This is a genomic window from Paenibacillus sp. B46(2026), from assembly GCF_056786355.1.
Genome location: NZ_CM165907.1, coordinates 796,195 through 811,699, shown reverse-complemented (window position 1 = coordinate 811,699; position 15,505 = coordinate 796,195). Strand labels below are relative to the sequence as shown.

9 protein-coding genes, 1 rRNA gene and 1 riboswitch are annotated in these 15,505 nt (G+C 48.4%); of the genes, 2 read left to right on the top strand and 8 right to left on the bottom strand.

The annotated features are described in order from the left end of the window. Nucleotides 1-191 precede the first annotated feature (191 nt). From AC1S8V_RS03820 to AC1S8V_RS03785, 8 genes are all read right to left on the bottom strand, one after another. Nucleotides 192-1,744: ribosomal RNA gene (locus tag AC1S8V_RS03820) — 16S ribosomal RNA — on the bottom strand. 770 nt (nucleotides 1,745-2,514) lie between these two features. Continuing rightward, complete coding sequence (locus AC1S8V_RS03815; RefSeq protein WP_482072497.1) at nucleotides 2,515-3,891, bottom strand: NCS2 family permease; 1,377 nt, start codon at nucleotides 3,889-3,891, stop codon at nucleotides 2,515-2,517. Between the two features lie 173 nt (nucleotides 3,892-4,064). Next, nucleotides 4,065-4,164, bottom strand: a riboswitch (purine riboswitch). 402 nt (nucleotides 4,165-4,566) lie between these two features. After that, the gene (locus AC1S8V_RS03810) at nucleotides 4,567-4,818 is read right to left on the bottom strand and encodes a hypothetical protein (RefSeq protein WP_482072496.1); all 252 of its coding nucleotides are present in this window, start codon (nucleotides 4,816-4,818) and stop codon (nucleotides 4,567-4,569) included. 200 nt (nucleotides 4,819-5,018) lie between these two features. Continuing rightward, a complete protein-coding gene (gene guaA / locus AC1S8V_RS03805; protein WP_482072495.1) occupies nucleotides 5,019-6,557 on the bottom strand; it encodes a glutamine-hydrolyzing GMP synthase in 1,539 nt (512 codons plus the stop codon). Nucleotides 6,558-6,929: 372 nt separating this feature from the next. Then, a complete protein-coding gene (locus AC1S8V_RS03800; RefSeq protein WP_482072494.1) occupies nucleotides 6,930-9,293 on the bottom strand; it encodes a DUF4129 domain-containing transglutaminase family protein in 2,364 nt (787 codons plus the stop codon). Next, nucleotides 9,280-10,545: a DUF58 domain-containing protein gene (locus AC1S8V_RS03795; RefSeq protein WP_482072493.1), complete on the bottom strand. Its 1,266-nt coding sequence runs from the start codon at nucleotides 10,543-10,545 to the stop codon at nucleotides 9,280-9,282. Before AC1S8V_RS03795 ends, AC1S8V_RS03800 begins: the two co-directional genes overlap by 14 nt. Then, the gene (locus AC1S8V_RS03790; RefSeq protein ID WP_482072492.1) at nucleotides 10,542-11,531 is read right to left on the bottom strand and encodes an AAA family ATPase; all 990 of its coding nucleotides are present in this window, start codon (nucleotides 11,529-11,531) and stop codon (nucleotides 10,542-10,544) included. The genes AC1S8V_RS03795 and AC1S8V_RS03790 overlap by 4 nt, the downstream gene beginning before the upstream one ends. A 99-nt stretch (nucleotides 11,532-11,630) precedes the next feature. Next, nucleotides 11,631-12,932 carry a polysaccharide deacetylase family protein gene (locus tag AC1S8V_RS03785; protein WP_482072491.1) on the bottom strand — a complete coding sequence of 434 codons (1,302 nt, stop codon included), beginning with the start codon at nucleotides 12,930-12,932 and terminating at the stop codon, nucleotides 11,631-11,633. Between the two features lie 240 nt (nucleotides 12,933-13,172). On the opposite strand from AC1S8V_RS03785, the gene AC1S8V_RS03780 reads away from it, so the two are divergent. Both AC1S8V_RS03780 and AC1S8V_RS03775 read left to right on the top strand, forming a co-directional pair. After that, the gene (locus AC1S8V_RS03780; protein WP_017690726.1) at nucleotides 13,173-13,820 is read left to right on the top strand and encodes a DedA family protein; all 648 of its coding nucleotides are present in this window, start codon (nucleotides 13,173-13,175) and stop codon (nucleotides 13,818-13,820) included. 166 nt (nucleotides 13,821-13,986) lie between these two features. After that, entirely contained in the window at nucleotides 13,987-15,501 is a 1,515-nt protein-coding gene (locus tag AC1S8V_RS03775) for a spore germination protein (RefSeq protein ID WP_482072490.1), read from the top strand. The last annotated feature ends 4 nt before the right edge of the window (nucleotides 15,502-15,505 follow it).

Here is a 15,505-nt window from a genome sequence, read left to right as displayed (position 1 = left end):
TAGTTTTCAAAGAACAAGCTCCATGCAAAAGCAAGCTGTTTGAGAGTTTGAGCTCTCAAAACTGAGCAACGAGTGAGTGTTGTGCTCTTCATTTCATCCACACCGAAGTGACGGACCGAAATGAATTGCTGTCGCAGGTTCTAAGAACCTGCTTATTTGAATGTTTCCACGCGGGAAACGATTCTCCATAGAAAGGAGGTGATCCAGCCGCACCTTCCGATACGGCTACCTTGTTACGACTTCACCCCAATCATCTATCCCACCTTCGGCGGCTGGCTCCTTGCGGTTACCCCACCGACTTCGGGTGTTATAAACTCTCGTGGTGTGACGGGCGGTGTGTACAAGACCCGGGAACGTATTCACCGCGGCATGCTGATCCGCGATTACTAGCAATTCCGACTTCATGCAGGCGAGTTGCAGCCTGCAATCCGAACTGAGACCGGCTTTGTTGGGATTGGCTCCATCTCGCGATTTCGCAGCCCGTTGTACCGGCCATTGTAGTACGTGTGTAGCCCAGGTCATAAGGGGCATGATGATTTGACGTCATCCCCACCTTCCTCCGGTTTGTCACCGGCAGTCTATCTAGAGTGCCCACCCGAAGTGCTGGCAACTAAATATAAGGGTTGCGCTCGTTGCGGGACTTAACCCAACATCTCACGACACGAGCTGACGACAACCATGCACCACCTGTCTCCTCTGTCCCGAAGGAAAGGTACATCTCTGTACCGGTCAGAGGGATGTCAAGACCTGGTAAGGTTCTTCGCGTTGCTTCGAATTAAACCACATACTCCACTGCTTGTGCGGGTCCCCGTCAATTCCTTTGAGTTTCAGTCTTGCGACCGTACTCCCCAGGCGGAGTGCTTAATGTGTTAACTTCGGCACCAAGGGTATCGAAACCCCTAACACCTAGCACTCATCGTTTACGGCGTGGACTACCAGGGTATCTAATCCTGTTTGCTCCCCACGCTTTCGCGCCTCAGCGTCAGTTACAGCCCAGAGAGTCGCCTTCGCCACTGGTGTTCCTCCACATATCTACGCATTTCACCGCTACACGTGGAATTCCACTCTCCTCTTCTGCACTCAAGTCACCCAGTTTCCAGTGCGATCCGGGGTTGAGCCCCGGGATTAAACACCAGACTTAAATGACCGCCTGCGCGCGCTTTACGCCCAATAATTCCGGACAACGCTTGCCCCCTACGTATTACCGCGGCTGCTGGCACGTAGTTAGCCGGGGCTTTCTTCTCAGGTACCGTCACCTTGAGAGCAGTTACTCTCCCAAGCGTTCTTCCCTGGCAACAGAGCTTTACGATCCGAAAACCTTCATCACTCACGCGGCATTGCTCCGTCAGGCTTTCGCCCATTGCGGAAGATTCCCTACTGCTGCCTCCCGTAGGAGTCTGGGCCGTGTCTCAGTCCCAGTGTGGCCGATCACCCTCTCAGGTCGGCTACGCATCGTCGCCTTGGTGAGCCGTTACCCCACCAACTAGCTAATGCGCCGCAGGCCCATCCCCAAGTGACAGATTGCTCCGTCTTTCCAGTTCTCTTCAGGCGAAGAAAACAACTATTCGGTATTAGCTACCGTTTCCGGTAGTTGTCCCAAACTTGAGGGCAGGTTGCCTACGTGTTACTCACCCGTCCGCCGCTAAGTATCCAGGAAGCAAGCTTCCTATCAACTCCGCTCGACTTGCATGTATTAGGCATGCCGCCAGCGTTCGTCCTGAGCCAGGATCAAACTCTCCAATAAAGTATTGAAAAGAGCGATAAGCTCATTTTGAATCTGACGAGATTAAAAATCTCATTTGTGCTCCAGTCGATTCAAGCCAAGGCTTGTTTCCAACTTTCGCGTTCATTCTGCAAGCAGAATGTTTACTCACTCGTTGTTCAGTTTTCAAAGATCAAACTCATTTCGTTACCGAGCGTTTTTCACATCAGCAACTTTTATATCATAACACTTCCAAACCAACTTTGCAAGCTCTTTTTTCAAGTTTCTTTCGAAGCTTATTTAATTTGCTTGCCGCACCATGTATCTCGTGTTTTTTCGGCCGGAAATAGAATATACCATGTACAGTTATGGAACGCAAGTCTTTTTTCAATAAACATTAAATTCTTATAAAATGAGTACCCTATAGACCTTTTAACAAGTATCTTCTTATAGCCGGCTAAATGATACATCTGCGCACTAACTTTAATGATCGGAGTAATAAACTTACATACGCAAAAGTTTTTCACATGATACCTAATCCAATTAAAGAGAAACTCATGTTGTATACAGTACAGACCCATCACGTTTTAGAACTTTATAACCGATGATTTCATTGGATAAACAACCAACAAATCATAGATCATTATATTCATTCCTTATATATAGAAGGAAAACATTTTTGAAATTCATTTTTGCTAAGAAAAGAATACAAAAAAAGCGAAAGCTTCGGGTTTGAACCCCGTGGCTTCCGCTTCTTTCATTTCTAAGATAATAAACTTATCTTATTATTCTTCATAGAAACTAAATTAAGTTTACTCCCCGCCAATAAATACGTATCGGCAGACTACAATGAGCGCCAAGATCCACATGAGCCAGTGAATTTTCACTTTACGCTCTGTAACCAAGTTACTGAACACCGCCAGAATCACATAAGATACGATACCTGCAGAGATTCCGTTCGCGATACCGCCTGTGAAAGGCATCAATACAATGGTAAGGAACGCAGGGAAAGCTTGCAGGAAATCATCCCACTCGATGCTGCGCACTTGACTCATCATAAGCACACCCACGATGATCAATGCCGGAGCAGTGGCAGCGGATGGGACAACCAGCGCAAGCGGCGCGATAAACAGGGCCAAAATGAACAGCAAACCTGTCGTTACCGAAGTCAGTCCTGTACGTCCACCTGCCTCAACACCTGAAGCACTTTCAACGTATGCCGTAATTGTACTTGTACCTAGTGCAGCACCCGCGCTGACACCAACTGCATCGACGAGCATCGCTTTACCGATGGTTTTCTCGCCTTTTTTCTTATCCTTCATAATGCCCATACGCGTTGCCGTACCTACCATCGTACCAAACGTGTCGAACAATTCAACGAAGGTAAAGATAAAGATAATCTCGAACAATCCGAGACTGAGGGCACCTTTCAAATCCAGTTGTCCAACCGCCAGATCACTGAAGTTAGGCAACCAGCTTGCGCCTGAAAGACCACTCAGATTCGTAACTCCCATCGGAATACCAATCAGCGTTGTTGCTACGATCCCGATCAGCAGAGCGCCTTTGACGCGCATAACCATCAGTATAGCAATAAGGAGTAAACCAATCAGGGCCAGCAATGCATCATGATGCGTTATAAAGTTACCCAATGACAGATTAAAACTGCTACCTGGAATCGGCTGACTCAGATCTGCGTCTGGTGCAACATTAACTGTTACAGCCACGAGATTAGCAAGTTTGAAACCAATAATGGTAATAAAGAGACCGATACCTACCGTAATGGCCATTTTGATCGACTGCGGAACTGCAACAAGCAGCATTTGCCGAATCTTCGTCACGGTCAGAATAATGAACACTATACCGGAAAGGAATACCGCTCCGAGAGCAGCTTGCCAAGTAATCGCCCCATTCGAACTAAGAACGACAGTCATGAAGTACGCATTCAATCCCATACCTGGTGCGAGCGCAATCGGAATATTCACGAACAATCCCATAATAATAGTCATTAATCCGGCGCCGACGGCTGTTGCAAAAAATACGGCATTATCCGACATTCCCGCCCCGGCTTGACCCAAGAACAACGTGTTCACAAAAAGAATGTAAGCCATTGTCATAAAGGTAGTAAGACCCGCAACAATCTCCGTTCTAACGTTTGTTCCGTTTTCTTTTAGTTTAAAGAAACGATCCATAATTCACTAACTCCCCCTTAGAGATGTTGAAGCCATATTGAAAAACGACAAATGACCCTGAAGATGACTCTTCCCCCAGGGCTCAGCTGATAAGGAGTGGCACTATGGCCTTTACTAAGAACAAAAAAAATTCTAATGTGCGTGATGTCCCCGCAATCATGTAGAATTCCTGTGCTCAGCCTTCTCCTCTTCGTAGCCAGATCATTAGGGTGATCTCGTAGAGACTCCCGGGCCAATTCCCGGGATTATACGAATTAGTATGCGCTATTTGTTTGTTTCCCATCACTATTTTAGGAGGGTAGTGTCTATTTTGTCAATGAGAAAAACGAATATTAATCTCACCCTCTTATATTATCGTTCGTATTATTTAACAGAAAGAACCAGTTCAGCGGTTTACAACCCAATTAAATACGCTATACTCGGCAGATTTTCCACGGCATATGTTCATTATGTCAGGATGGGATTTCTGCAGATTAATATAAAAAGCTACCCTGATCAAAGGCATGAAGCGCTCTGATCAGGGTAGCTTATTAGTCTGTCTGATGCGTTTTAGCAATCAGTTGAATGATATCTGTGATAACAAGTTATGGTATTCCAATCCATGTATTGAATAGGTATACGGAGCAATTTACGACATGTTCCAGTGCTCATTTCACCGGACCAGTCCTATGTCAATTATATCTCTGTCTGCTGAGTATTCTCTATCTCTTGTTGTTCCAGATCTGTGTTCGTTGTTAAGTCAGAGGATAACTCCTGGTTTCTGGTCTGATCGGAAGAAGCATCCGCTGCCTCTAAGTTCACAAATGGAAATTCTCCCGAACCGGAGGCCAAGTCTTGCATACCTGAACCGCATCCTGCCAGCATCACCATCAGAAACGCACTTCCAATGCCCATCTTCCATTTGCTCATATAGTCGGTTTTACGCATACATTCAATTCTCCCTTCAGTAGCCATATAGCTCTTAGTATGTACTTATTGTACAGGCCGGACCTGAAAGGATCATGAAGTGAACTCTAAAATGGGATGAAATTTTAAATAGAACCCTGTCATAAAAAAACTCCCTTCTATTTGCGAAATGCCGCAGATAAAAGAGAGCTTTTTTCAAAATATTGTTACGGGTGTATATCCTACTCCCACTCGATCGTTGCAGGTGGTTTGGATGTTACGTCATAGACGATACGGTTTACGTTATCGACTTCGTTAACGATCCGTACAGAGATTTTCTCCAGCACATCCCAAGGGATACGTGCCCAGTCAGCAGTCATACCGTCGATGGACGTTACGGCACGAATACCTACAGTGTAGGAATACGTACGCGCATCACCCATTACGCCTACACTCTTCATGTTCGGCAGGGCTGTGAAGTATTGCCAGATCTCACGATCAAGGCCGGCTTTGATAATTTCTTCACGCAGAATGTAATCCGAATCACGAACAATTTTGAGCTTGTCCTCGGTAACTTCGCCAAGCACACGAATCGCGAGACCCGGACCTGGGAAAGGCTGACGCCATACGATAGCTTCAGGCAGACCGCACTCTTCGCCGACTTTACGCACCTCATCTTTGAACAAGGCACTCAGTGGCTCAATCAGTTTGAAGTTCATGTCCTCAGGCAGACCGCCCACGTTGTGGTGGGATTTGATGGTCTGTGCAGTTGCTGTACCACTTTCCACGATATCTGTGTACAGTGTACCTTGCGCCAGGAATTCAAAATCATCAAATTGCTTGGATTCTTCATCAAATACGTAAATAAACTCGTTACCGATGATTTTACGTTTTTGTTCCGGATCATCCACGCCTGCCAGTTTGGATAGGAAGCGCTCCTGTGCATCAATTTTGACAACCTTCATGTCGAATTTGCCGACAAACGTCTCCATTACGCTTTCTGCTTCGCCTTTGCGCAGCAGACCATGGTCGATAAACATACATGTCAGTTGGTCACCAATGGCTTTGTGAAGCAACGCAGCAACAACAGAAGAATCCACGCCGCCGCTCAGTGCGCATAGTACTTTACCGTCGCCCACTTTTTCACGAATATCCTTGATCGTATCTTCGATGAAAGTCTCCATCGTCCAGTTGCCTTCGCAACCACAGATTTCGAACAGGAAATTTCGAATCATATCGTTACCACGAACAGAGTGACGTACTTCCGGGTGGAACTGAACAGCATACAATTTGCGCTCGTCGTTACTCATTGCAGCGATTGGCGCACTTTCCGTGCCTGCATCCAGTTTGAAACCCGAAGGAAGTGTAACCACGTGGTCACCGTGACTCATCCATACCGTGTGCTCACCGTCGATACCTTGTGCGAGAGCAGCACCTGCTGCGAACTCGATGTCGGCTTTACCATATTCACGCTTCTCGGAACGCTCTACTTTACCTTCAAGCTGTTGGGCCATAAGTTGCATGCCGTAACAGATTCCGAAGATGGGAAGTCCAAGATCATAAATAGCCGGGTCCACATGTGGTGCATTTTCTGCGTACACACTGGATGGTCCGCCAGAGAAAATGATTCCTCGTGGTGACATTTCTGCGATCTTCTCTGCCGGTGTGTTATACGGCAAAAGCTCGCTGTATACGCCGAGATCCCGAATTCTTCTGGCGATTAACTGGTTATATTGGCCCCCGAAGTCAAGGACAACCACTATTTCATTTGGCTTATTCATTACCGTGCCTCCCTCAATTCAATGAAACTAATTATACGCAACGACAAAACATACCGTCAAGGAAAGGCGAAACTCCTTTTTTCGACATTTCAAAACAAGGGATATCGGATACCTTCGATTATGAAATTTCGTATATAAAGCTTGGCAGCAAGATCATGGTTCAAGTGTATGATCATGGAAAGACGCCTCGTTCTCAGCATAGCGAGAAAGGCGTCTTATGTATGGCTTGTAACGATGAACAAACGCTACATGCCATATAGTGGACCAGCGGTGATCATCATCAGCCAATAACCTGCCTAACTGTATCGGAAATCGATAGCGAGAGTTAAATCACGGCAGGTTGTGTGGCATCCTTATTGTAACACCCTTGTGTTACAACGCCTGCAATTGCCGGGCCAGCCGAAGTGCCCGGCGCAGGAAGTCCAGACTGTCGGCGCGCAGCGGACGGTCTGGACCGTACAGCAGCCGTTCCCAGTCGGCTGCAAACCGCGCGATGTCCGCGCCGTCCGCGCCTGCGGCCAGAGCCGGTGACGCTGCATATTCACGCAGCGTCATGCCCGGCGGCCGCGGGCCGTACCGGCGCGCAAGCGCGGCCCAGACCGGATCGGCGGCACGCAGCAGCCGCTCGCGGTCCGGAAAGCTGCTGCGCGGCCACGCCAGCAGCAGCCTGATCCGCAGCGCGGGGCGTAGCCGCCGCATGCGAACCAGAGCAGCGGCGCCCAGCAGGGCCGCTGCCACAAAGGCTGCCGCGAGCCACGGCTCCGCGGCAATGGCCTGTGCGCGGGCGAGCAGCCATGCGCCCGCGTAAGCCACTCCGCCGCTCATATACGGCGGAGTCTCCGCAACAGGCTGCGGCTCGGCGAGCGCTGTGACACCTTCGCCCACGCCTTGCGCCATGGTGAAGCCCGGCGTAGCCTCGAACGGCATCCAGCCTGCACCTGGAAAATACACCTCTACCCAGGAATGTGCATCTCCCTGGGAAACCATATACTGACCGGGTATATCCGGGTCAGCTACTCCAGGGCCAAAGCCTTTAACCCAGCGTGCGGGAATGCCTTCTGCACGTAGCAATACAATCATGGCTGTGGAGAAATGATTGCAATACCCCTGCCGTGTGACGAATAGAAAATCGTCCACAAAATCTGTTCCACGCGGCGGCATACGAGTATCTAACGTGTATTCGGCATGAGCAGCCAGATAGTTTTTCACAGCTTGTACAGCATCATAACGGGTCTCACTGCCTTGGATGATTTCCTTGGCGAGAGTCTGCACCCGATCGGGAAGTGTCGTGGGCAATTGCAGATATGTCCTCCGAATGACTGCCGGATCTTTCCCTTTATTCTTTCCCCCAAGCAGACGTAACTGTTCCGGGGATGCCACAGGAACCATGACATCTGCCGAATAATTTTTAACCACCTTATCGTTTCCAGAGCCTGCGAGCCACAATGTTGCCGAATCGCGATTAGACAGCAAAGAAAGCATGTCTTCCTGATTATCCTTGTTCTTATCCTGGAACGATACGTTGACCGGTATGCCCCCGGTAAAAAGTGGATTCGGTCCTTTCCACTCTCGCTGCATCGTAACGGTTTGGCGAATGCGATTCCAATAGGTTGGATTCTCCCATCCATCTGTGCGCAGCAACCCGGATGAACTCGCCGTTTCGAAACTTTGACCAGGATCACTCCAAGTACTACCGTTATAATATGAACGGGTCTCCCCTCGCCAATACGTCACTTCCGGACTCTTCGCTATAAAAAAGATGGAATTCCCCTGCACCAACGGTGCTCCCATAGGCGCGTCCGCTGTACTATATCCCGTGACCGCCGTTGCAGCAGGGATACTACTGTGCTGTGTATAACCTGCCCAGCGAGCTATCCGTTCACCCATCTGCTCCAAAGATATGCGTTCCGGTTGAGGAATGGAAGCAAACTGGCCAGGTAACGCTGAGAGAAGCACCATACCTGCGGAAGCAACGATAGTCACTGCACTCCAACGGCCATAGGGGCTGCCGCGATAACTCGGAGTAGTGACTCCTCCATTGAGACGTAGTAGCTGAAGCAGAGCCTGAATAAGAAAAGTCCATAGGACAGACCGTATTACGGAAGCATACACATCCAGCCCCGCAAAGGATTCAAGCAGAAGCAAATAGAGCAGCGTTGCACTGCCAAACAGCATAACGCTTCGACGTAACAATACGAGGGATTGCACAGAAGCCATGAGCATGCTCCAGCCGCACATCATGAACAAACCTCTCGTTTCTGTACTAATCGTGTGGAATCGCCAGTTGTTTATAAAAGTGTCCATATCCGCTGAAAATATTCCCGGATAAGCGACCGCCCAACGGACAGGATCACTTCCTCCGTACATCAGACATAAAGCAGCGAGTGCAATGAATAATCGGATCAGTACTCCGGTGATCCATCCTGTACGAATTAACCCCGCAAGCAACAATGCTCCCGTTAATCCCGCCATTACGGACAAGAACCGTTCACTGCCCTGCTGATCTGATGATGTAACAGGATATATCCACTCCAGAGACAGTATAAGTAAAATGGCCGAAATAACAATTTTGTACAGGACAGGTACGCTCACATATCCCTCATCCTTTATATCCGTCACCGAATTCTGGTTCACAGCTTTATATACGGAATGGGCCGATTCTATTCTCGTACGGTCCGTTGACTCTAAGTCGGCCACAGTGGAATTTGGTTGCTGGTTACCATTACGCTCCCACATCCGTTACCTCCACCTTTCCCAATGAAGATAACGCAACGTCTGTAACCGCGTGGATCGGCACCCCGCTGTGACGAAGCCGCTCCAAACTTAAGCTGTCATATCCCAATCCATTCATCAATCTATCCGTTGATCCTAATTGGTCCTGGTTCGCTTCAGTCAATTGCACCTCTACACGATAACCCGACCCGATTGCAGTTATGATCCATTCGGCCAGAACCTGATCCATCTTACCTGTAAGAACCACAATTCGCGACCCGCTCGCCAGTCCATCCAGCATCTCCGTTCGAAGCGAAACAGAACCTGATTGTGCTTTGGATATTCGTGCCCCCGCTAACTTGTCCAGTCCATGATTCTCATCATCTGCATGGAACGGCCCATGTTGCCATTGATCTTGTGCATCATAGCTCTTATCGCCGCCTTCCATCCACAGATGATAAGGAATGTCATCCCGCTCAGCGGTATGAATCCAGCGGGCAGCTGCACGAACCACTCGTTCAAAAGCAGGTGCATCCATGTTCTCCCGTTGTTTTACGCCATAACCCGACGCGCCTTCATAGACAAGGATGCCGAGCGAAGCTAGATCCGTGGTATCGGGCAGAAAGGTCTGAAGTTTTCCCGTTTTGGCTGTACTTTTCCAATGAACTCGTCCCAGTGGGTCACCCTCCTGATATTCACGGAACTCAGGGCTGCGGTTTCCCTGGCTATTTCTTCGCTCCGACAGAGTCCCTTCGATAATCGCTGCGAATTCTACCGAATCCCCCTTCCCCCAAGCCGTTGCTTGAGGAACAACAATCAGGGGTGTATCACCTGCGGTCTCTGCGGAGAGCGTATTCCAGCCAAACATATCACCCCAGTACAATCTGCCCGTATCCCACCTGTAGACCCCTCTGCGTAAACCGGAACATTCATATTGATAGGTGAATTGACGCCGTGTTCCCGGAAAAATCAATTTGCGATGTACACCTGCAGGTGTGTTCTCACACAGGATGATCCATAACAATGGAACTCGGCACCTGAATTCCAACTCCACCACCACCTGTATTCCCTCGCCCGCCTCAATCCGGTTCGTGTGCATCTTCCGACGAATGTTAATTTGGCGTGGTCTGAACCAATGGAGAAGCAGACCTCCCGTGAACATCAAAAAAGCAATAATGAATAGAAACAACGATGCTTTGCCTCCATGCCACTGATACAAAGAAGCGAAGGCCACCACCAAGACAGCACTCAAAATCCGTTGTCCCAGTGCAGTCATTGCCTCCGTCCCCTTCCCTGTGATGCCATTTGTACAGGTACCGGGACAGATGACAATGCTTCTTCAATGACTTGTACTTGTCCCCAAATTTCCGCTCTGTTCTGGGCCTTCAATTGAATACGATGGGAAAGGACAGGCACAGCCACCTCTTTCACATCATCCGGTATGACATAACTGCGTCCCTGAAGGTAAGCAAATGACTGCGCGGCAGCCATCCAAGCCAGTGTGCCGCGCGGGCTGATGCCCAGTCTTACCGCCGGAAGGCTACGAGAGGCCACAGCAACGGCCACCAGATACTGTTTGACGACAGGATCAACATGCACCTGTTTAACTTCACGCTGCATGGCTACGACCTCTTCTGCAAGCAGGACAGGGCGAAGTTCTTCAAGTACTTCTCTATCTTGCATGCGGGTTAACAATTCCAGTTCCTGCTCTGGATCTGGATACCCCAGTCCAATCCTCATGATAAATCGATCCAGCTGCGCTTCAGGCAGACGGTACGTACCCTCAAACTGTAACGGGTTCTGTGTCGCCAGCAGAAAGAACGGGCGTGGCAAGGCATAGGTTGTGCCATCAACCGTAATACGTCGTTCCTCCATTGCCTCCAGCAGAGCAGACTGAGTGCGTGGTGAAGCGCGATTTATTTCATCAGCCAGGACAACGTTGGACATGACGGGTCCGGGCCGAAACTTGAATTCAGCTGTATGTGGATGATAGATTGAGGTGCCCGTAACATCTGCCGGCATGACATCGGACGTGAATTGAATCCGGCCCATGGAGCAGTCCAACGCAGAAGCAACGGCACGAACCAGCATCGTTTTCCCGGTCCCCGGCACATCTTCCAGAAGTACATGCCCCCCACTGAGCATTGCAGTGAGGACATAACGAATCTCTGTTTTTTTACCAATAATCACACTTTCAACACGCTTCATGACCCTATTAAGCAATTCAACCGCATGTTCATGTTCCATTCGGATATAAGACATTTCTCCTGTTCTCCTTCCATCGGCATTCCTGAGCCATAGTAATCTATGATTCAGTGTTGCCCGGAAGTAGAGAGAATAGTCCTGCAAGAATGACTTTCTTCAGATCATTTTATACTTAAATATGCTGTTCATTGCCGAAATGGATCTGGAAGCGCCCGCCTTCACCGTCCACTCTGCTTCATTACTGGTTATGGAATTCACCCTTAATCCCATCTGCTCCAGTAATTCACGTAACGGAACCCAGATCGTTCCCCCCTGACTCTGTACTGCTCCCGTTTCAATTGCCCCTGTCGTTGTCAGTGTTCCGCTCACACTGTCTGCATGAATCGTTCTTTCCTTCCATACAGCTGTGGCTGTCCTTGTTTCAGGGTCCCAGCGAGTTCTGCCCCCAAATTTTTTCATAAAAGTACGCAAAGGCACCATGATTCGCTGACCCTCCATGCGGAACTCGCCCGGTTGCAAGGTAGCCGCAGCCAATCCCACCTCTACCTTCAGCTTCTTGGTTCCAAGCCACAACGTCGCATTCGCTTCTACATTTTCTGCGATCCAAGCCTTTCCAGGCGCCTTGCGTGACTTATACTTGCCATCTGGATGTACACGGAACTGAACCGGTTGATCCGAACTCTTCATGATGTCAAAACGATATCCATGATCACGATAATATTTGATAATACCCGGAAGTGCTTTTACCGTTTCAGCATGTGCACCGCCATCATGCATCAGGACAATAACCGAACGTGCTCCCGCAGGTACTTTGGTTGAATTGCTGAGAATTTCTTTGGCCGGAACACCTTTACGCTTGGAATCTCCACTGTCGACGTTCCAGTCCATGACGGTGTATCCACCCAGTTGGAGCAAATCAAAATAACTCTGGTCAAAGTGTCCGTAGGTACCGCCTGGTGCTCGCACCAGATTCGGACGAAAGCCGGTTATACGCTCCAGCACGTCCTCTGTCTGCTTGATCTGTTTCCAGAACACTTTAAAATCACTGTACAGCTGTTCGTATTGATGATTGAACGTATGATTGCCCAGAGCATGTCCATCCTCCACAAGCCCCCGGATTAACTCGGGATAACGCTCTGCCTGCTCACCCAGCACAAAAAATGTAGCCGGAACCTGCTCCTTGCGTAAAATATCCAATACGTCACGGGTATGGTTACCCGGTCCATCGTCAAAACTCAGATAGACTACCTTGTCTTGAGTATTCTTATCTTCCGAGATCGGATCACCTGAGCCGGAAGCAGGAGATGCATCAGCCGTGCCTGCATATACAGCGAATGCACATAGCAATATCGCAATCCGCACGAGAATGACAGACCATTGTCCAGATAAAAACGTATGTATGGATGTTACGGAGATTTCCCTTTTTTCCTTGATTCTCAATTCCGGTCTCTGTACCATTTACGAATCGACCTCCACCGTCTCTAGTAATTTGCTGATAGACTTCAGCAGATTTGTTAGAATTATATGGAGGCTACATGGAAAAAAGACGTGATTTTGTTTAATATTTTTTCACAATTTTCTATCTAGCCTGATTGATTCTTCGCTTCAGATTAGGTAGCATAATGGACAGGCAGAACGTATTAAAACACCTTGGAGAGTATTCATGCTCCCACCCCGTATTCAGGAGAGTGAAATCTATTGGAATTGCTTGAGAAGATCCAACATCTGTTTGGGTCCTACGGATACAGCGTATTGTTTTTTGGCTTGTTGCTTGAATTCATCGCACTTCCCTTTCCTGGTGAAACAACGATGGCTTACGCAGGGTTTCTCTCCTACAAGGGGCATCTCGACTTCGGAATCCTTACCATACTGGCTTTTCTGGGAACAACGATTGGCATGACAATCACTTATTTTATTGGAGCCAAAGCAGGACTACCCTTTATAACACGATACGGAAAATGGTTTCTGCTGAAGCAGGACAAGCTCGATAAAACGCAAAAGTGGTTCGCCAAGTATGGTAATGCCTTAATCTTCATCGGTTATTTCATTCCGGGTGTAAGGCATTTCACCGGATATTTCGCGGGCATAGCCGCTGTTCCCTTTCGCAAATTCGCTCTCTACGCCTATTCAGGCGCACTGTTCTGGGTTGTACTGTTTCTGGGCATTGGCAAAATATTTGGCCCTCAGTGGAACGCCGTATTCCATCTGGCTCATCAATATGCAGCATATATCGTGGGAGGAATCGGCCTATTGCTCATCGTAGCCGTGCTCTATCGTTACCGCAAAGCATGGACAGCAAGATCCACCGTATCCAAGCCAGCCCCTGTTCGACAAAGACAAAAATAAATTCGAACGAACCGTCTATCTATAACTTTAAGTAAGGAGCTGCGTGTCATCGCGGCTCCTTTTTTGCGTTTTCCAAACGGAAGGAGAATCCTTCATTCTCTTTTGTGATAATCCGAATTCATCCAGGTCATACTAACTTGCAAATATAGGATAAGGAGGATACACGATGAGTGCATCGGTACAGGACGGTCAAGATCTGAAGAGAATCTCTCCAAATCTGAATGAAAATACAGCGTACTGCAAGCAAGTGATGGGACACAGTAATGACTTGATGATTCGTCCTCTGCAATGTTTGCATAAATGGCCTGCCGTCATGCTGTACATTGATGGAATGGTCGATGTACAAATTCTAAATCACTCCATCATGGAATCCTTATTACATAAACGTGATCTTCCTGATTTTTCAGCGGATGATGAACATCTGAGTTACCTCCAGAATGATGTTCTGATCGCAAGTGATGTCCTGCTCGTCAATGATATGGATGAAGTGCTGAATGCCCTGCTGTCGGGATCAGCTATCTTACTGCTTGAAGGATCTGTACGAGGATTGAAAATTGGCGCAGCAGGCTGGGAAGATCGATCCGTTGGAGAACCTGTCTCCCAAACGGTCGTTCGGGGACCGATGGAGGGCTTCAACGAAAACCTGCGTACCAACACTTCATTAATTCGCAAACGAATCCGAGATCCTCATCTCTGGATCGAAGAAAGAGAGATCGGTCGAGTCACCAAGACCCGGGTTGCTGTACTCTATCTGGAACATGTCGTGGATCAGGAGATTGTGCAGGAACTAAGGCGAAGACTGGATGAGATTGATATCGATAGCATTCTTGAGGGAGGATACATCGAAGAGCTGGTTCAGGATAAGACAGGGACCATTTTCCCAACAGTATATAATAGCGAACGACCCGATACCGTGTCCGCGGCACTGTTGGAAGGCCGAGTTGCAATCATTGTCGACGGTACACCCTTTGTTTTAGTTGTTCCCGCCTTGTTTGTTCATTTCTTTCAGTCACCTGAGGATTATTATCAGCGAGCTGATATCAGTACACTGATTCGATTGATCCGATATCTGGCCTTTTTTATCGCGTTACTCTCTCCCTCCTTTTATATTGCCATTTCCACTTTCCATCAGGAGATGCTGCCTACCAACCTTCTAATCAGTTTGGCGGCTCAGCGAGAAGGCGTACCTTTCCCCGCTTTTATTGAAGCCCTACTGATGGAGCTAACTTATGAGATTCTGCGAGAAGCGGGCATTCGGATACCGAAGACGGTTGGTCAGGCTGTGTCCATTGTGGGTACGCTTGTTATTGGTCAAGCCGCGGTAGATGCGGGGGTTGTATCCGCTGCAATGGTCATCATCGTATCCATCACTGCGATATCCAGTTATGTCATTCCGGAAAATGGGCTCTCCATCTCGGTACGCATTTTGCGGTTCGTTCTGATGATCCTGGCCGCTGCCTTCGGATTCTATGGCATCCTGATTGTGCTGTTAATTACCGTAACCCATCTTTGCAGCTTGCGTTCTTTCGGGGTACCTTATATGTCTCCTTTTGCACCCTTCATCCAGAAGGATCTCAAAGACACGATCTTTCGTGTACCCTGGTCCCGTATGAAAACTCGTCCACTCTCTACCAGCACAACAAATGAAGTTAGACAGTCTACCAAAAAAACGAAGCGGTAATTCG

Bases quoted from the DNA above. Each gene is read 5' to 3' on its own strand.
- AC1S8V_RS03795 (WP_482072493.1), bottom strand. From the start codon at position 10,545: ATGACTGCACTGGGACAACGGATTTTGAGTGCTGTCTTGGTGGTGGCC.
- AC1S8V_RS03790 (WP_482072492.1), bottom strand. From the start codon at position 11,531: ATGTCTTATATCCGAATGGAACATGAACATGCGGTTGAATTGCTTAAT.
- AC1S8V_RS03775 (WP_482072490.1), top strand. From the start codon at position 13,987: ATGAGTGCATCGGTACAGGACGGTCAAGATCTGAAGAGAATCTCTCCA.
- AC1S8V_RS03785 (WP_482072491.1), bottom strand. From the start codon at position 12,932: ATGGTACAGAGACCGGAATTGAGAATCAAGGAAAAAAGGGAAATCTCC.
- AC1S8V_RS03810 (WP_482072496.1), bottom strand. From the start codon at position 4,818: ATGCGTAAAACCGACTATATGAGCAAATGGAAGATGGGCATTGGAAGT.
- AC1S8V_RS03800 (WP_482072494.1), bottom strand. From the start codon at position 9,293: ATGTGGGAGCGTAATGGTAACCAGCAACCAAATTCCACTGTGGCCGAC.
- AC1S8V_RS03815 (WP_482072497.1), bottom strand. From the start codon at position 3,891: ATGGATCGTTTCTTTAAACTAAAAGAAAACGGAACAAACGTTAGAACG.
- guaA (WP_482072495.1), bottom strand. From the start codon at position 6,557: ATGAATAAGCCAAATGAAATAGTGGTTGTCCTTGACTTCGGGGGCCAA.